Source organism: Aminivibrio sp. (assembly GCF_016756745.1).
In the GTDB taxonomy this organism is placed as follows: Bacteria; Synergistota; Synergistia; order Synergistales; family Aminobacteriaceae; genus Aminivibrio.
On sequence record NZ_JAESIH010000017.1, the window covers coordinates 1 to 26,113 of the forward strand.

At 57.8% G+C, this 26,113-nt stretch carries 24 protein-coding genes and 2 pseudogenes; 14 read left to right on the top strand and 12 right to left on the bottom strand.

Annotated features, from left to right (window positions below; genetic code table 11):
• From JMJ95_RS01025 to JMJ95_RS01065, 9 genes and pseudogenes are all read right to left on the bottom strand, one after another.
• A pseudogene (locus JMJ95_RS01025) lies at nt 1-196 on the bottom strand (transketolase); the annotation flags it as partial.
• Between the two features lie 195 nt (nt 197-391).
• Nucleotides 392-1,675 (bottom strand): TRAP transporter large permease, encoded by a 1,284-nt coding sequence (locus tag JMJ95_RS01030; protein WP_290681334.1) that lies wholly within the window; start codon nt 1,673-1,675, stop codon nt 392-394.
• Between the two features lie 28 nt (nt 1,676-1,703).
• On the bottom strand, nt 1,704-2,243 hold the full coding sequence (locus JMJ95_RS01035) for a TRAP transporter small permease (protein WP_290681336.1): 540 nt from the start codon (nt 2,241-2,243) through the stop codon (nt 1,704-1,706).
• A gap of 53 nt (nt 2,244-2,296) precedes the next feature.
• Complete coding sequence (locus JMJ95_RS01040) at nt 2,297-3,415, bottom strand: DctP family TRAP transporter solute-binding subunit (RefSeq protein WP_290681339.1); 1,119 nt, start codon at nt 3,413-3,415, stop codon at nt 2,297-2,299.
• 19 nt (nt 3,416-3,434) lie between these two features.
• Nucleotides 3,435-4,460, bottom strand: a complete 1,026-nt coding sequence (locus tag JMJ95_RS01045) for a zinc-binding dehydrogenase (RefSeq protein ID WP_290681342.1) — start codon at nt 4,458-4,460, stop codon at nt 3,435-3,437.
• 174 nt (nt 4,461-4,634) lie between these two features.
• Nucleotides 4,635-5,381 carry a FadR/GntR family transcriptional regulator gene (locus JMJ95_RS01050; RefSeq protein WP_290681345.1) on the bottom strand — a complete coding sequence of 249 codons (747 nt, stop codon included), beginning with the start codon at nt 5,379-5,381 and terminating at the stop codon, nt 4,635-4,637.
• 646 nt (nt 5,382-6,027) lie between these two features.
• A complete protein-coding gene (locus JMJ95_RS01055; RefSeq protein ID WP_290681347.1) occupies nt 6,028-6,543 on the bottom strand; it encodes an SRPBCC family protein in 516 nt (171 codons plus the stop codon).
• 42 nt (nt 6,544-6,585) lie between these two features.
• Entirely contained in the window at nt 6,586-7,416 is an 831-nt protein-coding gene (locus tag JMJ95_RS01060; protein ID WP_290681350.1) for a phosphoenolpyruvate hydrolase family protein, read from the bottom strand.
• Nucleotides 7,417-7,440: 24 nt separating this feature from the next.
• On the bottom strand, nt 7,441-8,634 hold the full coding sequence (locus JMJ95_RS01065; RefSeq protein ID WP_290681354.1) for a Tm-1-like ATP-binding domain-containing protein: 1,194 nt from the start codon (nt 8,632-8,634) through the stop codon (nt 7,441-7,443).
• Nucleotides 8,635-9,305: 671 nt separating this feature from the next.
• Between JMJ95_RS01065 and ilvD the strand changes: the two genes are divergently transcribed.
• A complete protein-coding gene (ilvD, locus tag JMJ95_RS01070) occupies nt 9,306-10,994 on the top strand; it encodes a dihydroxy-acid dehydratase (RefSeq protein WP_290681357.1) in 1,689 nt (562 codons plus the stop codon).
• A gap of 8 nt (nt 10,995-11,002) precedes the next feature.
• Here the strand turns inward: ilvD and JMJ95_RS01075 are convergent, their stop codons facing one another.
• On the bottom strand, nt 11,003-11,545 hold the full coding sequence (locus JMJ95_RS01075; protein ID WP_290681360.1) for a flavodoxin family protein: 543 nt from the start codon (nt 11,543-11,545) through the stop codon (nt 11,003-11,005).
• A gap of 134 nt (nt 11,546-11,679) precedes the next feature.
• Here JMJ95_RS01075 and JMJ95_RS01080 point away from each other — a divergent pair, with 134 nt between their 5' ends.
• The 7 genes from JMJ95_RS01080 (at nt 11,680) to JMJ95_RS01110 (ending at nt 17,976) form a co-directional block, all read left to right on the top strand.
• The gene (locus JMJ95_RS01080) at nt 11,680-12,711 is read left to right on the top strand and encodes a DctP family TRAP transporter solute-binding subunit (protein WP_290681363.1); all 1,032 of its coding nucleotides are present in this window, start codon (nt 11,680-11,682) and stop codon (nt 12,709-12,711) included.
• A gap of 97 nt (nt 12,712-12,808) precedes the next feature.
• Nucleotides 12,809-13,342 carry a TRAP transporter small permease gene (locus JMJ95_RS01085; protein ID WP_290681366.1) on the top strand — a complete coding sequence of 178 codons (534 nt, stop codon included), beginning with the start codon at nt 12,809-12,811 and terminating at the stop codon, nt 13,340-13,342.
• On the top strand, nt 13,339-14,619 hold the full coding sequence (locus JMJ95_RS01090; RefSeq protein ID WP_290681369.1) for a TRAP transporter large permease: 1,281 nt from the start codon (nt 13,339-13,341) through the stop codon (nt 14,617-14,619). The genes JMJ95_RS01085 and JMJ95_RS01090 overlap by 4 nt, the downstream gene beginning before the upstream one ends.
• Nucleotides 14,620-15,059: 440 nt before the next feature.
• Nucleotides 15,060-15,518: a hypothetical protein gene (locus JMJ95_RS01095; RefSeq protein WP_290681372.1), complete on the top strand. Its 459-nt coding sequence runs from the start codon at nt 15,060-15,062 to the stop codon at nt 15,516-15,518.
• A 37-nt stretch (nt 15,519-15,555) separates the two neighbouring features.
• On the top strand, nt 15,556-16,455 hold the full coding sequence (locus JMJ95_RS01100; protein ID WP_290681375.1) for a hypothetical protein: 900 nt from the start codon (nt 15,556-15,558) through the stop codon (nt 16,453-16,455).
• Between the two features lie 118 nt (nt 16,456-16,573).
• Nucleotides 16,574-17,401, top strand: a complete 828-nt coding sequence (locus JMJ95_RS01105) for an alpha/beta fold hydrolase (protein WP_290681378.1) — start codon at nt 16,574-16,576, stop codon at nt 17,399-17,401.
• Nucleotides 17,398-17,976: a PIN domain-containing protein gene (locus JMJ95_RS01110; RefSeq protein WP_290681381.1), complete on the top strand. Its 579-nt coding sequence runs from the start codon at nt 17,398-17,400 to the stop codon at nt 17,974-17,976. The genes JMJ95_RS01105 and JMJ95_RS01110 overlap by 4 nt, the downstream gene beginning before the upstream one ends.
• 248 nt (nt 17,977-18,224) lie before the next feature.
• Here the strand turns inward: JMJ95_RS01110 and dgoD are convergent, their stop codons facing one another.
• Complete coding sequence (dgoD, locus tag JMJ95_RS01115) at nt 18,225-19,376, bottom strand: galactonate dehydratase (RefSeq protein ID WP_290681384.1); 1,152 nt, start codon at nt 19,374-19,376, stop codon at nt 18,225-18,227.
• Between the two features lie 5 nt (nt 19,377-19,381).
• Complete coding sequence (locus JMJ95_RS01120) at nt 19,382-20,038, bottom strand: bifunctional 4-hydroxy-2-oxoglutarate aldolase/2-dehydro-3-deoxy-phosphogluconate aldolase (RefSeq protein ID WP_290681387.1); 657 nt, start codon at nt 20,036-20,038, stop codon at nt 19,382-19,384.
• A gap of 100 nt (nt 20,039-20,138) precedes the next feature.
• Here JMJ95_RS01120 and JMJ95_RS01125 point away from each other — a divergent pair, with 100 nt between their 5' ends.
• The 6 genes and pseudogenes from JMJ95_RS01125 to JMJ95_RS01150 form a co-directional block, all read left to right on the top strand.
• On the top strand, nt 20,139-20,792 hold the full coding sequence (locus tag JMJ95_RS01125) for a transcriptional regulator (RefSeq protein WP_290681390.1): 654 nt from the start codon (nt 20,139-20,141) through the stop codon (nt 20,790-20,792).
• Between the two features lie 14 nt (nt 20,793-20,806).
• Nucleotides 20,807-21,955 (top strand): hypothetical protein, encoded by a 1,149-nt coding sequence (locus JMJ95_RS01130; protein WP_290681393.1) that lies wholly within the window; start codon nt 20,807-20,809, stop codon nt 21,953-21,955.
• 6 nt (nt 21,956-21,961) lie between these two features.
• On the top strand, nt 21,962-23,224 hold the full coding sequence (locus JMJ95_RS01135; RefSeq protein ID WP_290681396.1) for an amidohydrolase/deacetylase family metallohydrolase: 1,263 nt from the start codon (nt 21,962-21,964) through the stop codon (nt 23,222-23,224).
• Between the two features lie 99 nt (nt 23,225-23,323).
• Nucleotides 23,324-24,880, top strand: coding sequence for an ABC transporter substrate-binding protein (locus JMJ95_RS01140; RefSeq protein WP_290681398.1), 1,557 nt, complete (start codon nt 23,324-23,326; stop codon nt 24,878-24,880).
• 61 nt (nt 24,881-24,941) lie between these two features.
• Nucleotides 24,942-25,889, top strand: coding sequence for an ABC transporter permease (locus JMJ95_RS01145; RefSeq protein WP_290681401.1), 948 nt, complete (start codon nt 24,942-24,944; stop codon nt 25,887-25,889).
• A 12-nt stretch (nt 25,890-25,901) separates the two neighbouring features.
• Nucleotides 25,902-26,113, top strand: a pseudogene (locus JMJ95_RS01150) (ABC transporter permease); the annotation flags it as partial.

Sequence of the window (26,113 nt, forward strand, 5' to 3'; positions counted from 1 at the left end):
TGAACCGGTCCCGGTCGGGCATAAAACGGTCTTTCGGGTCGTGGCGCATCTTGTAGAAATAGAGGGCTGCCACGATGTCGGCACAGGACAAAGAACCGCCGAGATGTCCCCGCTTCTCGATGCCGAGTGCCTCTATGATGCCGAGGCGCACAGCCCGCGCTTTTTCTTTCAGTTCTGCGATTCTTTCAGGATTCATGATCCACCTCCAGGAAAGTATTGTCCTTGTGAAAATGTTGTTTGTGTCATGGGGCAATCAGGGTAACAGCGCAACGGAACAGTCCGGGAATGTTTTCCTCGCAATTTCAGTACGCGTGTTTAAAACTTCCATACTGACCCGGATGTCGGTTCAGGTAACAGCTCAGCACGCTGAAACTCTTTTTTGTTTATTGTCTTATGTTATATAACCAAAGAGTCTTGGGAGAAAGAGAATAATCTCCGGGATGTATGTGATGATCATCAAAACAACAATTTGCATTGCGATGAACGGAACTGCAGCTCGTGCTATTTTCTCAAACCGTACTTTCGCTATGGGGGCGGCAACGTAAAGGCAGACTCCCAGCGGCGGCGTGTTGAGACCGATATTCAGATTCACCAGCATGACCAGCGCAAAGTGAAGAGGATGAATTCCCAGGCGCGTTGCAACGGGAAGCAGAATAGGAGCCAGAAGAATGACGCTTACACCGGTCTCCATTATCATCCCGACAAACAATAAAAAGATGTTGATAAACAGAAGGAAGATATATTTGTTTTCTGTCAGGGAGAGAATGTAATGGGCGATGTGGGCGGGGATTCTTTCCAGCGTCAGCATTGTGGCGAAAACAGTTGCTATGGAGATTATGAACAAAATGACGGAGGATGTAACTGCTGTAACTTTGAGGCTTTCGAAGATCTCCTTCCATCCGAGGGTCCTGAAAATAAATACGCCGACGAAAAGCACGTAAGCGCATGCTACTGCGGCTGCCTCGGTTGGAGTGAACTGACCGCTGAAGATTCCTCCCACCAGAATAACAGGTGCCAGCAGAGCAAGAAGGGATTTCCTGGTGGTACGCCAGGCTTCTCCTTTTGCAAGCCGCTCTTTCCTCCTCGGGTGGTTTTCCCTTAACGCGAAAAAAAGCGCTATTATCATAAGGCCGAGTGCGATCGCAATGCCGGGGGCAAATCCGGCCATAAAAAGAGCGCCGACCGATTCCATCGTCACCGTGCTGTAGACCACCATATTGATGCTCGGAGGAATGATCGGGCCGATTATCGAGGATGTTACAGTGACCGCTGCCGCATATTCAGCCTTGTATCCTTCATCTTTCATGGCCGGAATGAGGATGGATCCTATGGCAGCCGTATCGGCCACGGCGGCTCCTGTAAGCCCGGCGAAGAAGACGCTTGTAACGATGTTGACCTGCGCCAGGGCACCCGGAATCCAGCCGACCAGCATTTTGGCGAAGTTCACCAGGTCTTCCGTAATTTTTGTCCTGTTCATCAGCTCGCCGGCGAAAACGAAGAAAGGAATCGCCAGCAGAACAAAGTTATCGACTCCCGCGTAGAGGCGCTGTCCCAGAATCATGATCGGCACGCTGCTGACGAAGAGAAGATAGTACAGTGCCGTCAGTCCCAGAACGAAGGCAATCGGGACGCCTATGGCGAAACTTCCAATGAAAATCAACAACAGTGTAGTCATGACATCTCTCCTGCTTCAGGCCGGGCCGTCAGCTGCTCAGGATGAAATCCTGGGGATCCTCGGCCCTGAATGCGCCGATCAGAAAATAGACCATATGGACGAACATGAACAAAAACCCGATGGGAAGATTCAGCTTTACGTACATCATTGGCAATTTTATGATGTCGCCGAACTGTTTCGCTGATTGAAGAGCAGTTGCGAGGCTCGTTCTGAATCCATAGTAAATGAAGGCCATGACAGCGATATCTATAAGAATGACGGCTATCCTGCACCACGCTCTCGGAAGGGCGCGGATCACCAGCGCGATGCCGACGTGCTGCTGTCGCTTGAGTGCAAGGCTGGCTCCGATATACGTGATTCCCACCAGGAGCCAGCGGGAGATCTCCTCGCTCCAGGAAAACGTGGATCCGATGATCCGCATTATCACTCCGAGGAAGACGACGCAGAAGACAGCAGCAATGTAGAAGACCGTTATGCAGATGCTCGCCCGCTCGACGATGTCGCTTATCTTCCGTGAAAGTGTGAATGATGTATCGAGTACACTCATCTTGTCCTCCGCCGTGTTCATTGACGTGCAGGCTTCCTTGTCCGGAAGCCTGCACGTTGATTCCGCTGAAAAAACTATCTGTATCCCAGAGCAGCTTCGGCTTCTTCGACGGCTTTGTAAAAATCTTCCACGTACTTGGCGCCGATTTCCTGCTTAAGCCAGTCGGCTACGGGAACGACAGCAGCCTTGAACTTTGCCATCTCCTCGGGTGTCGGAGAGTAGATCTCCATGTTTTTCTCGAGGATCGCGAAATCGGTGACCAGTGAGCCCAGTGATTCGGACGCGCGTCCCGCAGTCTGCCCCTGGTAGGCTGCAGCACGGATTATCTGCTGAAATGCCTTCGGAAGATTGTTGAAGAAATTGGCATTGATGATCAGCATGTCCTCGCTCCACGTATGGCCGTCGAGCGTCATGTAGTCCTGAACCTCGTACCATTTGTTGGCCGCTATGTTCCAGATGGGGTTCTCCTGCCCGTCAACGACCTTGGTCTGGCATGATGTGTAAATCTCCCCGTGGGCAAGAGGCGTCGCGCTCGCTCCCATGGCTTCAAGGGTTTTCACGTAAATCGGCGAGGGCATGACCCGGAACTTCAGGCCGACCATATCCTTCGGTTCGCGGATCGGGCGCTTGGAGTTGGTGAAATGCCTGGTGCCGTTCTGTCCCATTGCAAGCACCTTAATGCCTGTTTTTTCTTCGATCTCGGCGGTCATTTTCTTCCAGAATTCGCTGTTGTCGAATATCCACCAGGCGATCTCGTCGGACTGGAAGGCGTAGGGGAGGTTGATTACCTGCACAGGCGGGTAAACCCCTGCCAGGGCGCCGGTCTGGATCCCCATTTCGAGCGTTCCCGTCTGGACCATTTCGATGACTTCCTTGCTCTGTCCCATAGATGTGGCGGGGAAGAGTTCAACATACATGGCGCCATTGGACCGCGATTCCACGATGCTCTTGAAGATGAGGGCGAAAGCATGTTCTCCAAGAGGCTTGATTCCGCTTGCCGGCCAGTTCGCTGCGTCAGTGTAGGCAAGTTTCAGCACGAACTCCGCGTTCTTCTTCTTCTCGGCCTCGATTTTCACGTCGTCCTGTGCCGCAGCCTGATTTGCTGTCTGGCAGAGGACAAGAACCATTGTTGCGATAAACAGAACCGACAACAGCACCGCTACTTTTCCCAACTTCCCGCTCTGAGCCTTCATTGTTATCCCTCCTCGTGTTTTATTCCGGGATGAGAACTATCTTTATCAGTTCCCCCGGAGAATCGGCGAGTTGTGCAAACCACTGGGCTCCTTCTGACATCCTGGCGCGAAGACTGATTATGGGATCGAAAGAAATTCCTCCGCTGTTCACCAATTCAAGGACTTCACCGAACTCATCGTGAGAGTAGATATAGGTTCCGCGAATACGGAGTTCTCTCGTGACTATTTCCTGCATGGGAACTTCGACGAATTTCGCCGAGTTGCCGATCCAGACAGCGGTTCCCCCTGTCCGCAGGAGTTCAATGCTCTGTTTTGCGCTCGGGGTGACGCCGACTGCTTCAATCGCGATGTCGACGCCCTTGCCCTCCGTTGCGTCCATTACGACCTTGCGTATGTCCATGGTCTGAGGATTCAACGTGACGTCCGCACCCATTTTCACAGCTGTTGCAAGGCGTGCGTCACTGAGATCGGATATGTAGATGCGTTCCGCTCCTCTCAGGCGGGCGATGGAAACAACCAGCTGGCCGATCGTCCCTGCGCCGATGACAAGCACATGCCTGCCGGTCAGATCCCCTGCGTTTTTGACACCTCTGTAGGCGACGGCAGCCGCTTCGATCATCGAACCTGCGTCAAAGGGCACATTATCGGGAAGTCGATATAAGAGATGTTCAGGGACTGCAATATATTCGGCCATGGCGCCGTTGCAATCCATGGCGCCGTAGAAACGCTTGTTCCCGCATAAATTCGTCTGCCCCGCTTTGCAAAAATCACAGGTTCCGCAAAATTGGGCTGGTTGAACAGTGACACGGTCTCCGACATTCCACAGGGTGACCTTTTCACCGATGGCCTCTACCACACCGGAGAATTCATGCCCCATCACCATGGGAGGCGTGCGGCGTCCCGTAAGGCCCAGGTATCCGTGAACATCGGAACCGCATATCCCAACGGCCTTAACGGCGATTTTCACATCTTCGGGGCCCACTGAAACATCGGGAATGTCCTCCCAGATCAGCTCTCTGGGGCCGTGATATACCAGAGCTTTCATGAGTTGCTCACTCTTTCGGCGGGCAAGGGATTGCTTTTCGAAGTTCCTGATGATCTCCTCAAAAGTGCAATCATACTCGAATCCCCCTGGTTGAATGAATTTGCATATTCCTTTTGCAGGTGTTCCCGGTGGTTGATACGGACTTCATTGAAAGCGGTACCTTGTCTGCAGAATCTATAAACAGCTTTCTTTTTCCCGGGGAGCCGCTCCCGAAAAGGCCGTTTCCCGGACGATGCATTCAAGGTATTCCCGGGTATTGCAGAGATGAGCACGCATTTCTTTTTCCGCAAGCTTTGCGTTATGGGCGGTCACGGCTTTTGCCACGGCAATGTGGCTCTGGGCGGCGGCTTTTTTTCTTGTGGAAATGAGGGATGTGACGATCTGCTGCTTGTAGAAGAACGTGTGGAGGTAGTTCATTATCTCCACGCAGAGAGGGTTGCCTGTGATTTCCGCCAGGAAAATGTGGAACTCGATGTCCGTCTCCGCGAATTCCGACGGCGACAGCTCCTCGTTGTCCACGGCCCCGGCGATACCGAGGATCTTTTTTTTCTGGGAGCCGGAGATCCGCTCCGCCGCAAGATAGGCGGTGGAAGGCTCGATGCAGATGCGGAATTCGATGATGTTGAAGAGCTCTTTTGCGGTGGCGCTGTCGGGTATGTGGCGGGAGAGGATCTGGTGCTCAACGGCCGGTGGTTCGGTTACGAAGGTTCCCTTTCCGGGAACGACGCGGACAAGATTGGAGGTTTTCAGGTGGTTCAGCGCTTCCCGGACGGTAGACCGCCCCACGTTGAAAATGCGGGTAAGTTCCATTTCCGTAGGGAAACGGTCTCCGGGCTTCCATTGCCCGTTGCCGATGAGCTCCTTGAGTTTTTCAAAAATCACGTCGCTCCGGTTTTTCCTCTGGAATGGGATGACGTCCAAGAACAGACTCCTCCTCCGTGTCGTTTTCGCCCAAAGGTGAGCAGAAACATGATCCATTTTTGACTTGAAATGTCTGTTGTCAGACAACGTTAGCACTCTCGATACGAAGAGTCAATTTGATTCTTTTTTTCACAACGGGAATTTCGGAAAAAGGGCGAAACGCGGGCAGGAAGGGGCAGAAGCTGGGGGAAAGAGGATTGTCTCCCTTAGGAAGGGACAAAGGACTCCGGTGTGGCCTATGGTTTTGTTCTGTCCGTGGGGCCGATGCCCGGGTTTGTCATCTTGAAAGCCGGTACCTTGGCCGAAGCATCTCGATGATTTTGGTTCGAAGGACCGCCAAATGCGAGATTGTCCGCTCCTGCATCGCAACCGTTCCGTTCAGGACGACAGCAAGAATAAGATCCTTCGCCGCGCGAGGGATAACAAACCTGGGCCGGGCTTCCCCTTGAGTTCAATCCAGTATCCGGAGCCCCCTGGGGTCCGTTTTCGTTTTGTTCCCATCGACGCCGAAGACCCCGCTCGTGGACTGTGTGGGCCATTCCCTCCTTTTCGCATCGGGGGGCTGAGCCTGTGCCTGTCTGTTCAGCGAGGACCCCTTTGAAAAATGCAGGGCCGGACGCAGCCGCCCGGCCCCGGAACCTTCAGTCTAACCCTCTCCGCAGCCGCACCCCCCGCATTCCCCTTCGCCGCATCCGCAGCAGGAATTGTCGTCGAACTCCTCCATGAGCATTTCATCCAGGTTTTCCAGCCCGGAGCTGAAGATGCCGTACACCGTGTCCACGGTTTCTTCTTCGGCGGCAGCATCGGTGATGTCGAAGACGGCCTCCCATTCGGCGAAAGTTTCGTCGGTGGCAGTGACCGGCGCGAGGCTCAGGGAGGACACATAATTCTTCAGCTTCATGCCTGTTTCGAGGATGGTGTAGGTGACGGAATAATCTGCGTCGGAGAGGGCGAGAAGCTGCTCCCTCATCCACGAGCCGTCGGCAAGCTGGAAATGACGGACACTGCCTATGCAGGCAGTGCAGTCGGGGCTGCATCCTCCCTCGATTTCGCCGGCCTTGATTCCCGGGTGCCACTTGGGCAGGCCGTTGAAATCCCTCACGTATTCCCATACTTCCTCGATGGGTGCGGAAATGATGGTGCTGTAATACACTCTGGGCATGGCGTCCTCTCCTTTTCTGTCTTGTGGTTCCGCCTGCGGTTTCTAGAAAGTGATCTTCTTGAACTCTTCCGCCCGGGCCTTGATGGCGGTTTCCGTGGGCAGGCGCTCCATGGAGCTGGCCCCGTAGAAACCGTGGACATTCTTGCACTTTTTGAGGATGAATGAAGCGTCCTCAGGCATGGCGATAGGGCCTCCGTGACAGAGGACGATTACGTCGTCCCGGACCTTCTTAGCGGCGGCCGCCCATGTGTCGATGAGGACGGCGCATTCGTCGAGGGTCTTGGCGGTCTTCGCCCCGATGGACCCCTTGGTGGTGAGCCCCATGTGGCACACCAGGATGTCCGCCCCGGCCTTCGTCATGGCCACGGCATCCTCTTCGCTGAAAACGTAGGGAGTGGTGAGGAGGTCCCGTTCGTGGGCGGCCCGGATGGTCTCCACTTCAAGGGCGTACCCCATGCCGGTCTCTTCCAGGTTGGCCCGGAAGATCCCGTCGATGAGCCCCACGGTGGGGAAGTTCTGTACGCCGGCGAAGCCGAGGGAGATGATCTCGTCGAAGTATTTGTCCCAGATGACGAAGGGGTCCGTGCCGTTGACGCCCGCCAGGACCGGCGTTTTCTTCACCACGGGGAGGACCTCGTAAGCCATCTCCTTGACGATGTCGTTGGCGTTGCCGTAGGCGAGGAGCCCGGCGAGGGACCCCCGTCCCGCCATGCGGTACCGGCCGGAATTGTAGATGACGATAAGGTCGATGCCGCCGGCCTCTTCCCACTTGGCAGAGATGCCTGTGCCTGCTCCGCCGCCGATAATCGGCTCCCGTCGCTTCGCCATGTCGTGGAAGCGGGCCATCAGCTCTGTACGGGTGAACCGTTTCATGATATCCCTTCCTTTCCCCGGAGGTTATGAATGCAGTTCCCGGAAGTTCTCCACGAGGGCCGCGGCGAACTCGGGATCGTTCACGTTCAGGGGCAGCTTCACCAGGCGATGATGATCCGACTGCCTGAAGGTGCGCTCAAGGGAGGAGAAGAGGGCTTCGTCTGCCTCCGGCCAGTGGAAGGCCTGTCCCGGCGCGTCGATCATGGAGACGCCCTTCAGGGGCAGCAGGAAGCGCACCGGCCCGGGGAACCTGTTCAGCTTTTCGCCGATCCATTCGCCCATGAGGGTGTTCTCTTCGGGTGTGGTGCGCATGAGGGTCACCTGGGGGTTGTGGACGTAGAGCTTCCTGTCCCTGTACTTCTCGGGCACGGTGTCCATGGGCCCGAAGTTCACCATGTCCAGGGCGCCCACGGAGCCCACGTAGGGGATCCCGGTCCGGATGAAGGCGTCGAGCCGCCCTTCTCCGGCGGAGAGGACACCGCCCATGAGGTGGTCGCAGATTTCCGTGGTGGTGATGTCGAGGACGCACTTCATCATCCCCGAGTCCACGAGTTTTTCGAAGGACTGGCCGCCGGTGCCGGTGGCGTGGAAGACGAGGCAGTCGAAGTCCTTTTCGAGGGCGTGGCGGACCATGTCCACGCATGGGGTTGTGACGCCGAACATGGTCATGCCCAGAAGGGGCCGATCCTCGCCGTGGGGGACGGGGCCGCTCATCATGCCGGCAAGGGCGTTGGCGGCGTTCGCAAGGACCACCCTGGAGATCCTGTTGATCCCCGAAACGTCGGTGACGGAATACATCATGGCGATGTCGTTGGGTCCCACGTAAGGGGCCACGTTGCCCGAGGCCATGGTGGAGACCATGATCTTCGGCGTTCCGAGGGGCAGCATCCTCATCCCGGAGGTGATAATGGACGTTCCGCCCGAGCCGCCGAGGCCGATAACCCCGCCGAGATCCTCTCTTTTGGGAAGAAATGCCGCCAGGGCCTCGCCCATGGCCCCCACCGCCTCTCCCCGTTCCTTCGCGGAGGAGAGAAAGCCGGGCTTCGAGGGATGGCAGGCGGCCACTTCGGCTGCCGTTACGTCCACGGGGTTTCCGTGGGGCCGGGTTCCCACGTCCACCAGGACGGTCCCGACGCCTCTCCCCGCGATAATGTCCCGGACAAAGGCGAGCTCATCATACTTCGTGTCGCAGGTTCCCACAATATAGGCTTTCTTCATGACATCCTCCTTTAATTTCGGAACAGAATACCCCCGGTAGCGGGGGAGAAAGGCCGTACCCGGAAAAGAACAGGAAGTTTCCCCCGGAAATTATAGCCCCTTCGGGAAAAATTTGCGAAAAATTTCTATTGCGTTGATTGAGTCGGGTAGGGCCGGCTTTTTTCATCCCGGGGAAAGGGGATCCCACGTTTTTGCCCTGAAAAACAAAAGCAGATCCTTCCGGCGAAAAACACGCCGTCAGGATGACAGAAACCCTAAATCCGCAGGTTTTTCAGGCAGAGGGAGTGTCGCCGGGCACAGCGCCCGGGCCGAGAAACCGACACGGATGTCGATTTCAGGTGCAGTTGTCAAGGACGACAATCTGCACCGGCGGCCCAAGCGAGCACCGGTGACACTCCCCGCTGCCTGCGGATTTAGGGAAACCGTGCTTCGTTGACTCGGGACGACAGTGTTGTCATCCTGAGCGGAGGGATCGCGGAGCATCCCGGGCGCAGCGAGGGAAGGATCTGTCTTTGGCTCTGAAGTGCCTCAATATCGGGATTCTTCCCCTCCGGGCCCCTTCCCTCTTTGCCAGGTCAGGGCGGCAGGGCAAGAATTGCCCCGTTGACCTCCGGCGGTTCTTCACCTACCATGAATTTTGAAAACGACGAATTTCACCGAGGAGGATAAGCATGTCAAAGGGATGGAGAAGTTCCGAGGTTTTCGCCGGTCCCCAGAACGCCGGGGCGCGGGCGCTGTGGAAATCCATGGGGTATTGCGACGGTGATTTCGCGGACAGGCCGGTGATCGGCATCGCAAATTCCTGGAACACCCTCGTTCCCGGCCATTTCAACCTGAACATGGTCAGCGAGCAGGTGAAGAAGGGGATCCACAGGGCAGGAGGAGTGGCCGCCGAGTTCGGCGTCATCGCTTCCTGCGACGGTGTCTGCGAAGGACACCGGGGGATGCACTTCATCCTGCCCCAGAGGGAGGTCATCGCCGACTCCATTGAGCTTGTGGCGGAGGCCCACCACCTGGACGCCCTGGTCCTCCTGGCCTCTTGCGACAAGATCGTTCCCGGCATGCTCATGGCGGCGGCCAGGCTCGACATCCCGGCAGTCATGATCACCGGGGGACCCATGCTCGGCGGTGTGGAGTTCGACGGCCGGAAGGCCGACGAGACGTCCCTTCACGAAGCCCTTGGTATGCTCGCCTCCGGGAAGATCACCGAGGAAAAGTTCCGGTCCCTGGAGAACCTGTGCGCACCCACCTGCGGATCCTGCTCCTTCTTCGGCACTGCCAACACCATGTGCTGTCTCGCCGAAGCCCTGGGAATGATGCTGCCGGGGGCGGCGCTGATCCCCGCGGTCCACTCGGAGCGGCTGCGGCTCGCCTGCGAGACCGGGGAGGTCATCTGCCGCATGGCCCGGGAGGGCCTCACCGCCCGGAAGATTCTCAACGGCCTGTCCATCGAGAACGCCGTCCGGGCCACCCACGCCATGAGCGGCTCCACAAACGCAGTGATGCACCTGGCGGCCATCGCCGCCGAGGCGGAGGCCGGCGTGGACGTCATGGACCTCTTCTCGCGCCTGGGGCCGGAGACGCCCCAGATAGTGAGGGTCAACCCGGCGTCCAAGTGGAACACCGAGGATTTCTGGATGGCCGGAGGCATCCCCAGGATGCTGAAAAGAATGCTGCCCCTGCTGCAGAAGGACGCTCTCACCTGCACGGGCCGGACGCTGGAGGAGAACGTCTCGGAGTATGTCTTCCCCTTCCCGGAGAACGACGAGGTGATGAAGACCCTCGAGGAGCCTTTCTCGCCCCGGGGGGGCATCGCCGTCCTCAGAGGAAACCTCGCCCCGGAGACGGGGGTGACCAAGCCGGGGGCCATCGATCCTTCGCTCCATGTGTTCACAGGCGAGGCCAGGGTGTTCGACAGCGAGGATGATGCGAACGCCGCCATCCTGGCCGGGAAAATCCAGCCGGGAAACGTGGTGGTTATCCGCTACGAGGGGCCCAAGGGCGGCCCGGGCATGCGGGAGATGTACCGGGCCATGAAGTACCTCTACGGCATGGGGCTGAACAAGAGCACGGCCCTGGTGACCGACGGCCGGTTTTCGGGGACGAACAACGGATGCTTCGTGGGCCACATCTCACCGGAGGCGGCGGAGGGCGGCCCGCTGGCTATCGTTCGGGACGGGGACAAAATCACCATCGACGTGATCGAAGGCACCCTGCATCTCCACGTTTCCGACGGGGAAATCAAGGAAAGGTTCGCATCGTGGAAAAAACCCGCCCCCAAAGTCACCCGGGGACATCTGGCCCTGTACTCCAGGCTGGCGTCCTCGGCAGCGAAGGGAGCGGTGGTGAGGGCGGAGTAGGGTCTGCCTCAGATACCGGTGCCCATCTGCTTTGCCTGCAGAAGGGCGGTTTCGTTTTTCTGCACCGGGAGGGATCCCGAACAGACGCCGAGGCTGCCGCGGAATTCCATACCGAGAAAATCGCAGATGTCCCGGAAGGTGCGCTCCACTATGCCGGGGCCTGAGTTGGGGTCCTCGCCGCCGTAGGTGGTCAGGAGGTACATCTTCTTTCCGCTGAAGAGACCGTAGTCGAGAGCGTAGAGTCTGTCCTGGAAGAGCTTCGTCTGGGCGGGCATGGACCACCAGTAGATGGGGAAGGCGTGGACGATGACCTCCGCCTCCAGCACCGCCGGGTACAGGGCGGCCATGTCGTCGGCAAGGACGCATCTGCCCGTTCCTTTCCCGTCTTTCTTGCATCCGTTGCAGCTTGTGCAGGGCAGAATTTTCCTGTCCTGGAGGAGCACGGTGCGGACGTTGTGCCCTTTCGAAGCCGCCCCGTCAAGGAAGGACGCGAGCAGGGCGGCGGTGTTGCCGTCTTTTCTTGGGCTTCCGAGCAGTGCGAGGCAGTTCATTCGTTTTCCCCCTTACTTAAATTTCTACAAGTCTACCGCAAACTATGCGGGATTGCCACTTGCAGAATTCGAACTTTATTTTATAATGTTATGACAAATTTACCAAGATTTAAAAGAAAGGTAGGAGAGAGAGAATGAAGAAAATGGTGAAAGTGTTGTGCGTCCTGGTTCTGGTAGTGTTCATGGCGGGAGCGGCCTCTGCTGCGAACGTGACGCTGAAGCTGGCCAACGCCGGTCCGGCGGACCCGGAGGACAGGACGGTCATCGCCGTTGAGCTGTTCAGGAACCACGTGCAGAACAAGACCGGCGGGTCGGTAAAGATCGAAGTGTTCCACGCCTCCCAGCTCGGCAATGAAAAAGAGATCCTCGAAGGACTGAAGATGGGGACCATCGAACTCGGCACCATCACCACCGGGCCCGTTCCCACCCTCTTCAAGCCCATCATGGTGTTCGACATCCCCTACCTCTTCCCGAACCAGGTCGTGGCGTGGGAAGTCCTTGACGGTCCCTTCGGCAGGAAACTCATGGAGGAGATGCGGAAGGTCACCGGCATCCGCACCCTCGCCGTCAGCGAAAACGGCTACCGCCATTTCGTCACCAGCGAGAAGCAGATCAAGTCCGTGGCGGACATGAAGGGCCTGAAGATCAGGACCATGGAGAACCCCGCCCACATGAAGATGGTGGAGGCCTTAGGCGCATCCCCCACGCCCGTGGCCTTCGGCGAGCTGTACATGGCCCTCCAGCAGGGTGTTGTGGACGGATGCGAACTTCCCATGACCCTCATCAACAACGGCAAGTACTACGAGGTGCAGAAGTACACCATTCTTGACGGCCACCTGTACAACCCCCTGATCATGTTCGTCAACGACAATGTCTGGGAAAAGCTGTCCGAAGACCAGAAGGCGGCCCTGTACGAGGGAGCCCGGCTCTTCAACATCACCCAGAGGGCTATTTCCGAGCGGCAGGTCCAATCCGGAATCCTCAACGTGACGGAAAAGGGAATGACCGTCTATGTTCCCACGGCGGCCCAGCTCAACGAGTTCCGCTCCGTCTCCCAGCCTCCCGTGCTCGACTACGTGAAATCCCAGGCGGGCGAGCAGTGGGTGAAGGAAGCCCTTGAAGCGGTGGCGGCGGCAGAGGCCAAGATGGCGGAGATGCTGAAGTAGGCGCAAAAAAGGATTGCCGTTTTTACACATTTTCGGTTCCCGGGGGAAGGGTGGGCAGCCGCCCTCCCCCCTTTCATACTGAAGGAGAGGTGGAGAAGTGAAGCTCTTGAACGGAGTCATGAAATTGTTCGACCGGCTCGCTTTCGCGGTAGTGGCCCTGCTGATGGGAGCCATGGGAATTATCGCTTTTATGGCGGTTGTTTACAGGTTTATCCTTCATGATCCCATAACGTGGTCGGAGGAAGCGGCGCGGTACATGATGGTCTGGGTGACCTTTCTCGGCGCGGGATACGCCATGGGAAAGGGCAGGCATATCGGCGTCACCTTGTTCGTGGAAAAACTCCCCGAGGGAGCGCGGCGGAAGGTGACCTTCCTGGCGGAGATCATTATCATGGTCTTCCTCGCCGCCGTTACCGTTCAGGGAATCAACCTCATGATCAGTCTCAGGAGCCAGACGTCCCCCGCCATGGATTTCCCCATGTGGATTCCCTACCTGGCCATTCCCGTGGGCTCGGTGTACATGTTCCTGCACCTGCTGGCCCTGGTGCTGTCCAAATCGGGCCAGGCAATTTCCACGGCGGACATTGAACTCGAAGCCGCGCTGAAAGGAAAGGAGGGACCGGAGCGATGACCTACCTGATGATTTTCGCCTTCACCGTCTGCTTTTTCATGGGCATTCCCCTCGCCCTGGTAATGGGTATCACGGGCATCGTTGTCCTGATTGCAATGGGAGTTCCCCTCCAGCTTGTAGCCCAGAGGATGTTCACGGGTATCGATTCCTTTCCTCTCATGGCGGTTCCCTTCTTTATCCTTGCCGGCGACCTGATGAACCGGGGAGGTACCACCATCCGGATCATCGGCTTCGCGAACAGCCTTGTGGGGCATATACGGGGAGGGCTCGCCCACGCATGCGTGGTGGCGAACATGATTTTTGCGGGAATCAGCGGCTCGTCCGTAGCAGACGCTTCTGCAATAGGCTCTATCATGATTCCCTCAATGGAAAAGAGCGGGTACGACCTGGATTTCAGCGCGGCTCTCAACAGCGCGGCGGCGACCATAGGCCCCATCATCCCGCCGAGCATCATCATGGTCATCTACGGAGTGTCGGTGAACGTCTCCGTGGGCGGCCTCTTTGCAGCGGGGTTTGTCCCGGGAATTCTTATGGGCCTTGCCCTGATGATCGTCGTATCCCGGGTTTCAAAGAAGAAAAATTACCCCATGTCCGAAGGCTTTTCCGGCAGGCGGGTGGCATCGGAATTCAAATCATCCCTGTGGGCTCTCATGGCACCGATCATCATCCTCGGGGGAATCCTCGGGGGGGTTTTCACCCCCACGGAGGCGGCGGCGGTAGCGGTAATCTACTCTTTCTTTGTCGGGAAGTTCGTCTTCAGGGAGATCGCCTGGAAAGACGTTCCCCATATTCTTTTCCAGAGCGGCATCACCACAGGGGCGATCCTTCTGATCATTTCCCTGGCAAACGTGTTCGCCTGGGTCATCGCGGCGAACCAGATTCCCGTGAAGCTGTCGTCCCTTTTCCTGTCGGCCACCACCAATCCCTATGTCTTTCTCCTCATCGTGAACATCCTGCTGCTCATCGTGGGCATGTTCATGGAGACCGGGGCGGCCATCATCCTGCTTGCCCCCATCCTGGCTCCTATCGCAGCAAAGCTCGGGATACATCCGCTTCATTTCGGTTTCATGATGGTGCTGAATCTTGCCATCGGGATGGCCACACCTCCTGTTGGGGTCTGTCTCTTCGTGAGCTGCGGCATCACGGGATTGAGCCTGGAAAAGGTATCGGCGGCGGTGATGCGGTTTGTCCTTGCCCAGATCGCCATCCTGATTCTCGTCACCTACGTGGCGCCCATATCCCTCTTCCTGCCGAGAATGCTCGGGTTTATCCGGTGAGGCCGCACATTTCCGAGAGTGCAGTGGAAGAAATACGCCACCTCCCGCCCGGTTCCGGCGGGAGGTCTTTTGATATCCTAAATCCGCAGGCAGCGGGGAGTGTCACCGGTGCTCGCTTGGGCCGCCGGTGCAGATTGTCGTCCTTGACAACTGCACCTGAAACCGACATCCGTGTCGGTTTCTCGGCCCGGGCGCTGTGCCCGGCGGCACTCCCTCTGCCTGAAAAATTAGCGGATTTAGGCCCCTTACCTTGAGCTTCGGCGGACCGGATGATATTATAACATTGAGTTAATTTATAAAAATTTGCCTTGTTTTTTGACTTCCGGTCCCGCATGGTTCTTTTTCCGAAGGGGGAGTGATCATGAAGAAGCTGCCCGAAAGCAACCCCGTGAACAATACCGACTATGAAGAATACATTTGAACGCAAGGGGGAAAAGTGAATGAAAAACTGCAGGATTGCCGCGTTTGCGCTTGTTTTTTTCTTTGCAGCGTTCTGTTTTTCAGCGGAGGGCGTGATGCCTCCCGATGTGTACTCCCGAATGTCGGAACAGTCGAAGATTAAGGCGACGGCGGTGGTGGAAGAGGTAAAGACGCTGGAGACCACCAGGCAGAGCACGTGGAAAAGCGTCGTGTTCAGGCTGAGGCACCCGATGTCGGAAGGAGTGCCGGAGCAGTTTTCCGGAACATGCTATTCGGTGGATCACGAGTGGCAGCAGCCCCCGGCGGGCGGGACGATTTATTTCTACCCCGAAAAGGGTGATCTTATCTACGTCACGGTCGCCGCGGACGGAGGTTCCATCACAAGCTACACGTATCTGAATGATGTGATGGAGATTCTCTTCATCGACAACGCCGACAAAATTCGTTACGGCATGGGGAACGCCTGGCTGGATCTTTAAGAGACGGCCGCGCTCAACTCCCGGAAAGGAGAGCGATATGAGAAAGAAGAAAATGTGGCGGGTATCCTTGCTGTTTCTGGTTTCGGCACTGTTCTTGCGCGTCGCCCCCCTCCCTCCCTCCTGGGCGGACTATTCCACCTCCGGTACAGTGGGTGGGCCGTATCCGTACACCTATACTGTCAAGTGCAATCCCGGCGACAGTTTCACGGTCAGCGTAGGGTCGGACTACCCTACGTCGGTGGACATTCTCTTCATGACCCCGGCGGGAAACGAATGGGCATACAATTCCGTAGCGGGAAGCGACCAGAGAACATCCCACGAGCTGAGCTACACGGCCCCCTCCGGGAAACCTGCCAACAACGCCGCCTACCATCACTACAAGGTCAGCATTCTCGCGTCGACGAACAAACAGACGCGGTTTGCGCTGAAAATCACCCAATGGGGGAACAACAAGAACCTTGACAGGGAATACAACGAACGAGCCAAAAAGCAGCTGCAGGGCCTTGGAAAAACCTTATCGAACGAGATGAAGCGCCTGAGCGCTGAAATAAAACAGTTGGCGGGCAGGATAAAGGGCATTGACGAACAGCAGAAGCGCAAGAAAGCGCAGCTCGACGCCGAACGGGCTGAGCTGGCCAGGATGCGGGACGCGATCCGGAACGAGAAAAACAAGGCCGTACAGTCCTCCATGGTCCAGACCTACAAGTTCAGGCAGGCCGATTTCAACACGGAGGTAGAGGCGTACAACCGGGAGAATGCTAACCGGAAGGCGCTCTACAACGAATATAAGGGAATACGGGAGCAGCTGGAGGCACTGAACAGCCTGGCCGACTCCCTCAACGAGGCCTGGCAGCGAAAGGACATCGACCGCTGCGTCCTCATCGCCAACGGGAGCGATCTGGCCCAATCCCTCGGCTGGAGGACCATGAAGCGGTAGGTGAGAAAGAATTTTCCTCTGTCCCCGGATCCGGGACGCCCTTCCGCGGCATATTCACCCTTTTTCAGGGCAGGCAACGGTGTTAAGATGTCCCTATCCTGCCGAAAGGGGTTGTGTGATGGCTACGCTGATCCTGGCCTCCATGCCGTTGCTGAACGACGTGGAGCTGTATTACGAGGTTCACGGCGTCGACGGGCCTCCGCTGCTGCTCGTTGCCGGTCCGGCATCGGACGTTTCGAGCCGGCAGACGGTTCTGCCCGGGCTGTCGGAGCATTTCCGGGTGATTGTCGTGGACAACCGGGGAATCGGCCGCTCCCTTCCCGCCGATGCCCCCGTCACGGTGGACCTCATGGCGGACGACTGCGCCGCCCTGATCGACCATCTCGGGTTCGGTCCCGTCCACGTGCTGGGCCATTCCATGGGGGGCTTCACAGCCCTGAGCCTTGCCGCCCGGTACCCTGAAAAGGTGAGAAAGCTGGTAATAGCTGCTTCGGGTGTGAAAAGCTCCTCCAGAAACACCCTGCTCTTCTCCGACCTGGCCGACCGGTACGAGAGGGGAGGGGACCTGACCGACTTTTTCCGGACCGTTTTTTACTGGATTTTTACCCCCGCTTTTTTCGAGGACGAGGACACGGTGAAAGGCGCCGTGGAATTTGCTCTCTCCTATCCCTTTCCCCAGGCTCCCGTCTCGTTCCGGAAGCAGGTGAACGCCATCGCGGCCTTCGACGGCCGGGACTCTGCCGCCTCCGTCCGCGCTCCCGCGCTGGTTTTGGCCGGCTCGGAAGATCTTCTGTTTTCCCCTTCCGCAGGCCGGACGCTGGCAGAAAAGCTTCCCCGGGGAAAGTTCCTGGCCATTGAAGGAGCAGCCCATTCCATCCACGCAGAAAACCCGAAGGAATTCGCCGAAGCGGTGCTTTCCTTTCTGAAAGAGGGAGACAATCCATGAAGAAATACATTTACATCGATTATGAAAATCTGCCGGGAGTCGAGGTGGAGAACATCGAGGACGCCAAGATTCTTATCTTCCTCGGGGAGAACCAGAAGAAGATACCGACGGAAACCATCCGGAAGACCCAGCCCATGGGCGACCGGGTGGAGTGGGTGACCATCAGCGGCGTGGGGAGGAACGCCTTGGACTTCCATATTGCCTACTACCTGGCCCTGAACAACACCGACCCGTCGGCGTGCCACTATATCGTCTCCATGGACGCGGGGTACGACCCTCTGATCAAGCACGTGGCGATATACGGCCAGAAGGTCAAGCGCATCATCACCCTGGAGGACATCAAGGAAAAGCCCTCCCTCAGCAAGGACCTGGCCCCGAAATACGCCAAGGTACTGGAAATACTGAAGAAACAGGACAAGACCCGCCGCCCCAAGTCACGGAAGACCCTTTCATCGAGCATCGATACTCTCTTCCAGGGGCAGGCCACAAAAGAGGACATCGAGCTCATCGTGGAACATCTCTTCCGGGAGCGGTTCATCGAGGAGAAGAATAAGCGCCTTGCCTATCTCGACTGAATAAGGGGGCAGACGGGGCATTTTTTGATTCCCCCGCTTCGGTGATATGGAATGCAAAATATCAGAAAAACATTTCCGGCAGACAGGAGTACCCATTCGTTGAGACGAGTGTGGTGAAACGTTCCGGTGTCCTGTTCATTGCGCTTGTCGTTTTCGTTTCGTTCGTCGGGTTCGCTTGGGCGGCGTTCTCGGGGAATCTTCACGGCCACGGGGCCCGGAGCGGTGGCCGTGTTCCGCGCCTGTTTCGTCTACCACTCCGCCACCGATCCGTCGGCGTTCCGCCAGACCGGGTTTTTCCAGTTGTGTCCCTCCCGGCTCTTTTCCAGAATCTTTGCCTCGTTGACCGCTATGCCCAGCCCGGGGCCTTCGGGCGGGGAAACATGGCCGTCCCTGTAATGGAAGACTGACGGGTCCTCCAGGTAGTCCAGCAGATCCGTCCCCTGGTTGTAGTGAATGCCCAGGCTCTGTTCCTGGATGAATGCGTTGGGCGTGCAGAAGTCGAGCTGCAGGCAGGCCGCCAGGGCGATGGGGCCGAGAGGGCAGTGGGGAGCGATGGCGATATCGTAGGCTTCCGCCATGGCGGCGATCTTCCGGACCTCCCATATGCCCCCCGCATGGCTGAGGTCCGGCTGGAGAATGTCCACTCCTCCGCCTGTGATGAGGTCCTTGAAGTCCCACCGGCCGAAGTTCCGCTCTCCCGTGGCGATAGGGGTTACGGTGTGCCGCCTGAGTTCTCTGAAGGCCTCCCGGTTCTCCACCAGTACCGGCTCCTCGATGAACATGAGGCGGTAGGGTTCCAGCTCCTTCATGAGCACCCGCGCCATGGCGGTGTGAACCCTTCCGTGGAAGTCCACGGCTATGTCCAGGGAATACCCGAAAGCGTCCCGGAGGGCCTGCACCCGGGCAAGCACTTCCTCCACCTTTGTGAAGCTGTCGATCCAGGCCATTTCCTCCGTGCCGTTCATCTTGACGGCGGTCATCCCCGCATCGACCCTTTTTTTGGCCTCCGTCACGACATCGTCGGGACGGTCCCCCCCGATCCAGGAGTAGACTCTCATTTTATTCCGTACGGCGCCGCCCATCATCCTGTGGACGGGCAGACCGGCCATTTTCCCGGTGATGTCCCAGAGGGCCTGCTCAATGCCGGAAATGGCGCTCATGAGGATGGGACCGCCCCGGTAGAAGCCGCCCCGGTAGAGGGTCTGCCAGAGATCCTCGATCTTCGTGGGGTCGGCGCCGATGAGATAGTCGCCCATCTCCTTCACTGCCGCGGCCACGGTGTCCGCCCGCCCCTCGACCACTGGTTCTCCCCAGCCTTCAACACCTCCGTCGGTGGTGATCTTCAGAAAGAGCCACCTGGGCGGGACTTTATAGAGGTCAAGCCGTTCGATCCCGGCCATGGCGTTTACACGTGGGTGCGGATCCGGGCAATGCGGGAGACGATTTCCTCGGCCGTCTGCCGGATGGCGGGGTAGTCCCCCTCCCGTCCCTCCGGCCTGACGAGGGCGCTTCCCAGCCCGACGGCGAAAGCCCCGGCAAGGAACCAGTCTTCCAGGTTGCTCGGGCTGACGCCGCCGATGGGCATGATCTGCGCATTCGGGAGAGGTCCGTGGACCGCCTTGATAAACTTGGGCCCCAGCACTTCCCCGGGGAAGGCCTTCACTACGTCCGCACCCCATTCCATGGCCCGGACGATCTCCGTCACCGTACCCACGCCTGGCATGTAGGCCACGCCGTAGCGGTTGCACAGCTTCGCCACTTCTTCGCTGAAACAGTGGGAGACGATGAACTCGGCCCCGGCGTCGATGCAGAGTTTTGCCGTCTCGGAATCGGCCACCGTCCCGGCGCCCAGAATAAGCCCCTTTGGCTTGTCCCTGGCGGCTGTTTCCTTCATGATGTCCAGGGCTCCGGGGAAGGTGGTGGAGACTTCCAGGACGGTGATCCCTCCCTGGAAGATCGCCTCGGCGGAGGAAATGCCACCGGTCACGTCGGGCGTCCGGATAATGCCGACGACCCCGAGTTCATGGATGCGGTGCAGGACTTCATATTTTCTGATATTCATGAGACAGTCTCTCCCTTCCTTTTCTGTTGACGTTAGATTTTTCAGACAGTATAATAACATAAATTCAGATAAACTAAATATTTTTTTGGGGGAGTCCCTTTTGAAACGAGTTCAGGATGAATTCACTTTTTTCGAGTCCCTCATGAAAGGGCTCACCGCTATTTTCGGCACGAACTGCGAGGTGGTGCTTCATGATCTCACCGACAGTTATGAGAGCACCGTGGTCATGATCGAGAACGGCCACGTCACAGACCGGCGCGTGGGCGACTGCGGAAGCAACCTGGGCCTGGAAGTCCTCCGCGGTACCGTGCGCAACGGAGACAAGTACGGCTATTTTACCAACACTCGGGACGGAAGGGTACTCCGATCATCGTCCGTTTACATTCGCGACGACGAAGGGAAGGTCATCGGGTGCCTGTGCGTAAACTTCGACGTCTCGAACCTCATGGTCGCCGATAAAACCATCCGGTCCCTCATTTCGAACGGCGAGGGGGAAAAGGAAGAGGAATTTTTCGTCAACGACGTGAACCAGCTTCTTGACGCCCTGCTGCAGAAAGCCATGGAGGAGGTGGGCAAGCCGGTTTCCTACATGACCAGGGACGACAAGATCAAGGTGGTGAAATACCTCGACCAGAAAGGCGCTTTCCTCATCACCAAGTCGGGAAACCGAATCTGCCAGTTTCTCGATATTTCCAAGTTTACTCTCTACTCCTATCTTGACGAGGTCCATTCAGAAATTCAACCTTCAAAATAAGGCGGCGATGCGCAGTGACACGGGACATTTACAGGGAACTCGGAGTTCGTACGGTCATCAACGCGGCGGGCACTTACACCACGGTAGGGGGCTCCCGCATGAGCGAGGAGACGCTCTCGGCCATGGCGTCGGCGGCGAGAAACCACGTGGTGATAAGGGAGCTGCAGCAGAAGGTTCATGAACGCCTCGCCTCCATCACGAGAAACGAGGCGGCTTTTGTCACGAACGGCGCGGCCGCGGCCCTGCACATCGCGGGAGCTTCGGCCATCGCCCGGAAATGGGGACGCCCGTTCCCGTCCCTTTCCCCGGAACAGATAACGAAAAGCGAAATCATCGTCCATCGGGCTCACCGCAACCCCTACGACTGGTCCCTCCGTCTTTTGAACTGCCCCATGACGGAGATCGGATTCCCCAACATGATCCTCCCCACCACGGAAGACGACCTTGAATACGCCATCACGGACAATACGGCGGCGGTATTCTATTTCTTCATGCCTCCGGGAGGGTGGGTCGCAAAGGGAGCCCTCTCCCTTGAAGCGACCATCAGGGTGGCATCCCGGCATGGAATTCCCGTGATCGTGGACGCGGCGGCCCAGGTGCCCCCGGCGGAGAACCTCTGGCGAATCACCGGCCAGGGAGCGGATGCCTGCATTTTCAGCGGCGGCAAGGACCTGCGGGGACCCCAGGCGAGCGGCCTCATGGTGGGAAAAAAGGATTTCTTCTCGTGGGTTGAGAGGACGGCTTTCCCCACCTACGGCGTGGGGCGGATGTTCAAGGTGGGGCGGGAGGAAATTGTGGGGCTTCTCGCTGCCGTTGAGCAGTACGTCTCCATGGACGGCGAGGGCCGCGTCCAGTGGGCGGAGGACCGCATCGCGGCGGCGATGAAAGCCTTTGCCGGCAGTTCCATGGTTACGGTTGAGCGGCTGTATCCGAACGAGGCCGGCCAGCCCTTTCCCCAGATGGCCTTCCGCTTCGCCGTCCCGGAATGCTCGGAGGAGGTGCTCCGGCTGCTTCGGGAAGGAGACCCGTCCATATTTACCATGGCTGCCGACGGGGAGTCGGTGTTCGTGAACCCCATGACCCTGAGAGACTCCGAGCTGGATTCCATTGTGGAGCGGATGAAGGAGATAGAGGCCCTTTTCCTGAAAAAAGGGGGGAAATGAACCGCCATGAGAGCGGAAGAGATACCGGAAAAGGATTTTTTTCTTCCCCCCAAGGGAAGCGTGATCATCAGGAGCGGCAGGGTTATTGACCCCGCGAACGGAGTGGACGAGGTCTGTGATCTTGCTCTGTACGGCGGCAGGGTGGCGGGGAGGGGAAAGGCGCTTCCCTGGTGCGGCGCATCGAAGGTGATTGACGCGGAGGGGCTGATAGTCACTCCCGGGGTTGTCGATATCCACAGCCACCTGTTCGCCACGGGAGGAAACCCCAACGCATGGGCGGGCGAATACAGTGTTTTTCCCGACGGGTTCAGCTTCCGGAGCGGCGTGACCGCCATGGTGGACGCGGGGAGCGCCGGGTGGCGTAACTTCGACCTGTTTCGGGTATCGGTAATCGACCGGGCGAAGACCCGGGTGTTCTCCTTCCTGAATATCGCGAGTTTCGGGATGGTGAGCGACATCATGGAACAGCACGCCCCCGACTTCGATCCGAAGACGACGGCGGCAAAGGCGGAGAAGCACCGGGATGTCATCGTGGGCATCAAAAGCGCTCATTACCGGCACCCGGGGTGGGAGTCGGTGGACCGGGCCGTGGAAGCCGGGGAACTGTCGGGTCTGCCCGTGATGGTGGATTTCGGCTATTTTATGAAGGAGCGTCCCTATTGGCGGCTAGTGACGGAAAAGCTCAGGAAGGGCGACATCAGCACTCACTGCTACAGGGGGCCCGTTCCCGTGGTTGACGAAAATGGAACGGTGTACCCGTACCTCTTCGAAGCCCGGGAAAGGGGGGTCCTGTTCGACCTGGGTCACGGCGGGGGGAGCTTTCTCTTCCGGAACGCCGTGCCTGCCTTCGCCCAGGGGTTTTACCCCGATTCCATCTCCTCGGACCTTCACGTCCTGAGCATGAACGCCGCCATGATGGACATGCCCACCACCATGTCCAAGTGCCTCGCCATGGGGATGCCCATCGGCGAGGTCATCGCCCGCTCCACCGCTGTCCCGGCCCGCATGATAGGTCATCCTGAGCTGGGGCATCTTTCGCCCGGAGCGCCGGGAGACGTAACGCTCTGGAATCTTCGGGAGGGGACCTTCGGCTTCAAGGATTCTGTCGGGGGGCGCCTTCGGTCAAACCGCAGGTTTGAGTGCGAGATGACGATCCTCGGAGGAGATGTGGTCTGGGACCTCAACGCCCGGGACGGCGTGGAATACGGCGAGATTCCCTTTGGCGAAGGCATTCGGGAAGGCGAGTTTTTTATTCCTCCGGAGCGTTGAGTTTTTTCCGGCAGCGGGGGAGGGGGTGGTAGGGGAATAAAGGATGGAAAAGGATTCGGGGCGCGATCAAACTGCGAGATCTGAAAAGGAGTGATTGATATGAAAAGGATGAGAACTATCCTGTTGTGGGGCGTATGTTTCCTTGTCATAGCCGCAGCCGGAAGCGCTTCAGCAGCGGAGAAGGGCGGAGTGCTTCGCGTTGCCGTCATCGATGAACCTCCAACCCTCGACCAGCACGTGGTGACATCGGACCTGACCACCATGATTGCCCAGCATATCTTTGAGGGGCTCTATACCTTCGATTCAAAGTACAGCCCCGTTCCGTTCCTGGTGAAAGCCGAAGAAATAAAGGACGATGGGAAAACCGTTGTTCTCTCGCTCCGCGAGGGCGTAAAGTTCCATAACGGCAAGGAACTGGATGCCGAAGATGTGCTCGCCTCCCTGGAGCGCTGGGGCAAGTTCGGCGCCAGGGGACCCGTGCTCTTCAGCAACCTGGAAAAAGTCGAGGCTACGGGCAAGTTCGAAGTGACCCTCACCTTCAAGGCTCCCTTCGCTCCGTGGAAGAATCTTCTGGCCTTCATGAACGGCGGTCCTGTGATCTACCCGAAAGAAGTGGCCTCCAGCGCCGAGAAAACGCCGATCACCCCAGAACAGTATATCGGGACGGGACCCTACAAATTTGCCGAAAGGAACCCCGGACGCTACATCAAGCTGGTACGCAACGATGACTATGCCGCGAGGACCGAGGACGCCGACGGCTATGCAGGCAAGCGGGAAGCCCTGTTCGACGAAATCCGCTTCATTCCCGTCCCCGACGTGGGAACACGGGTGAATGGAGTCAAGGCAGGGGATTACGATTATGCCGAGCAGATCCTGGGCGACCTCTTCGACTCCCTCAAGGGTGATCCTTCTGTGGTCACCACCGTTAACCAGGGTGCAAACCAGGGGCTCATGTTCTTCAATTCGAGAGAGGGAGTGCTGAAGGATAATTTCAAGCTCCGTCAGGCTCTCCAGGCGGCGGTGAACATGGAACCGGTGCTCCAGGCGGCCATCGGACCTGCGGAACTGTGGAAGGCTTCCGGCTCCTTCATGCCCGAGACCACTCTCTGGTACTCGAAGGCCGGGCTCGACAAGTTCAGCGCCAACAATCCCGAACTTGCAAAAAAGCTCGCGAAAGAGGCGGGCTATAACGGCGAGAAGATCACCCTCATGGCGTCCACGTCATACAAGTTCCATTACGACAGCACTCTCGTGATCGTGAAGCAGCTCCAGGCGGCAGGCTTCAACATCGACCACCAGATTTACGACTGGGCGACCCTGATCTCGAAAAGGGGAGACCCCTCCCAGTGGGATATTTTCTTCACCCACCACGGATTCGTTCCCGATCCCATTCTTTTCACCTTCATGAGCGAGTCCTACCCCGGATGGTGGACCACGGAGACAAAGAGAGCCCTTGCCGCCGAGTTTGCAGGTACCCTCGACGAAGCGAAACGGAGGGAAGTCTGGGACAGGATCCAGGCCCTTATCTACGAAGAGGTTCCCGTGATGAAGACGGGAGATCACTTCACCTACGACATCTACAGCCCGAAGGTTAAGGGCCTCTCTGCATCATCCCTCATCTGGCCCAAATTCTGGGGCGTTTCGTTTGGAAAGTAACTGAAACTCAGGGGGAGGGGTGTCACCTCCCCCTCATGTCCGCCGAAAGGGGGGAGCCTCCGTGTTTTCATATATCATCAGGCGAATCGGGAGCATGATTCCGTCTCTCCTTCTCGCCTCGATCATCGTGTTTTCATTCATCCACCTGATTCCGGGAGATCCCGCCCAGATCATGCTGGGAGACCAGGCAACGCCCGAACAGGTCCAGGGACTCCGCGAAGCCATGGGGCTCGACCGTCCCTTGTACGTGCAGTACGGCCGCTGGCTGTCCGGAGTGGTGAAAGGAGATTTCGGGACATCCATATTTTTTCACCAGCCCGTTCTCCACGTCATCCTCGACCGGGCGGAAACAAGCCTCCTCATTGCCGTTTTTTCCATGATGCTCGTCATCCTCATGGGAGTGCCCATAGGAATCCTTTCGGCCGTCCGATACAATAGCCGGCTCGACCAGCTGTTTTCAGGTCTCTCCATGTTTTTCGCGTCGGTGCCCACCTTCTGGCTTGGACTGAACCTGATGCTTCTTTTCTCGGTGATGCTGCAGTGGCTTCCCACCTCGGGGTTCCCTTCCATCCTGGAATCAGGGGACTGGACGAATCTCCGCTATCTGGTCCTTCCGTGCGTCACCCTTGCCGCTCCCAATTCGGCCCTCATCATCCGCCTGACGAGGTCGAGCATGCTTGACGTGGCTAAGGCGGATTACGTGAAGACAGCCCGGGCAAAGGGACTGTCCGAGGGAGCCGTCAATATACGGCATATCTTCCGGAATTCGCTTATCTCCATCGTATCCGCCCTGGGATTTACTTTTGTGGCCCTCCTGGCCGGAACCGTGGTGACCGAAACGGTCTTTTCCCTTCCGGGGATCGGGCGGCTTGTTGTGGAATCCATTCTGAGAAGAGACTATCCCACCATTCAGGGGGTCATTCTCATCATCGCTTTTCTGTACATGGTGATCAATCTCCTGGTGGACCTGTCCTTCGCCCTTCTGGATCCGCGGATTCGGTACAGCTAGGAGGGGCGGACAATGAAATTTCTTTCAGCCTTTTACAGGAGAAAAATCGCCCTCGCCGGGCTCCTCATCATAGGGGTGTTGGTCCTCTCGGCCCTGCTCGCCCCCTGTATCGCCACCTTCGATCCCCAGGAGATGAACACTGTGGACAAGCTCCGCTCTCCTGACGGGACCTACTATTTCGGGACCGACAATTTCGGGAGGGACATCTTCAGCCGGGTGGTGTT

Bases quoted from the DNA above. Each gene is read 5' to 3' on its own strand.
- JMJ95_RS01030 (WP_290681334.1), bottom strand. From the start codon at position 1,675: ATGACTACACTGTTGTTGATTTTCATTGGAAGTTTCGCCATAGGCGTC.
- JMJ95_RS01035 (WP_290681336.1), bottom strand. From the start codon at position 2,243: ATGAACACGGCGGAGGACAAGATGAGTGTACTCGATACATCATTCACA.
- JMJ95_RS01040 (WP_290681339.1), bottom strand. From the start codon at position 3,415: ATGAAGGCTCAGAGCGGGAAGTTGGGAAAAGTAGCGGTGCTGTTGTCG.
- JMJ95_RS01045 (WP_290681342.1), bottom strand. From the start codon at position 4,460: ATGAAAGCTCTGGTATATCACGGCCCCAGAGAGCTGATCTGGGAGGAC.
- JMJ95_RS01055 (WP_290681347.1), bottom strand. From the start codon at position 6,543: ATGCCCAGAGTGTATTACAGCACCATCATTTCCGCACCCATCGAGGAA.
- JMJ95_RS01060 (WP_290681350.1), bottom strand. From the start codon at position 7,416: ATGAAACGGTTCACCCGTACAGAGCTGATGGCCCGCTTCCACGACATG.
- JMJ95_RS01065 (WP_290681354.1), bottom strand. From the start codon at position 8,634: ATGAAGAAAGCCTATATTGTGGGAACCTGCGACACGAAGTATGATGAG.
- ilvD (WP_290681357.1), top strand. From the start codon at position 9,306: ATGTCAAAGGGATGGAGAAGTTCCGAGGTTTTCGCCGGTCCCCAGAAC.
- JMJ95_RS01075 (WP_290681360.1), bottom strand. From the start codon at position 11,545: ATGAACTGCCTCGCACTGCTCGGAAGCCCAAGAAAAGACGGCAACACC.
- JMJ95_RS01080 (WP_290681363.1), top strand. From the start codon at position 11,680: ATGAAGAAAATGGTGAAAGTGTTGTGCGTCCTGGTTCTGGTAGTGTTC.
- JMJ95_RS01090 (WP_290681369.1), top strand. From the start codon at position 13,339: ATGACCTACCTGATGATTTTCGCCTTCACCGTCTGCTTTTTCATGGGC.
- JMJ95_RS01095 (WP_290681372.1), top strand. From the start codon at position 15,060: ATGAAAAACTGCAGGATTGCCGCGTTTGCGCTTGTTTTTTTCTTTGCA.
- JMJ95_RS01100 (WP_290681375.1), top strand. From the start codon at position 15,556: ATGAGAAAGAAGAAAATGTGGCGGGTATCCTTGCTGTTTCTGGTTTCG.
- JMJ95_RS01105 (WP_290681378.1), top strand. From the start codon at position 16,574: ATGGCTACGCTGATCCTGGCCTCCATGCCGTTGCTGAACGACGTGGAG.
- JMJ95_RS01110 (WP_290681381.1), top strand. From the start codon at position 17,398: ATGAAGAAATACATTTACATCGATTATGAAAATCTGCCGGGAGTCGAG.
- dgoD (WP_290681384.1), bottom strand. From the start codon at position 19,376: ATGGCCGGGATCGAACGGCTTGACCTCTATAAAGTCCCGCCCAGGTGG.
- JMJ95_RS01120 (WP_290681387.1), bottom strand. From the start codon at position 20,038: ATGAATATCAGAAAATATGAAGTCCTGCACCGCATCCATGAACTCGGG.
- JMJ95_RS01135 (WP_290681396.1), top strand. From the start codon at position 21,962: ATGAGAGCGGAAGAGATACCGGAAAAGGATTTTTTTCTTCCCCCCAAG.
- JMJ95_RS01140 (WP_290681398.1), top strand. From the start codon at position 23,324: ATGAAAAGGATGAGAACTATCCTGTTGTGGGGCGTATGTTTCCTTGTC.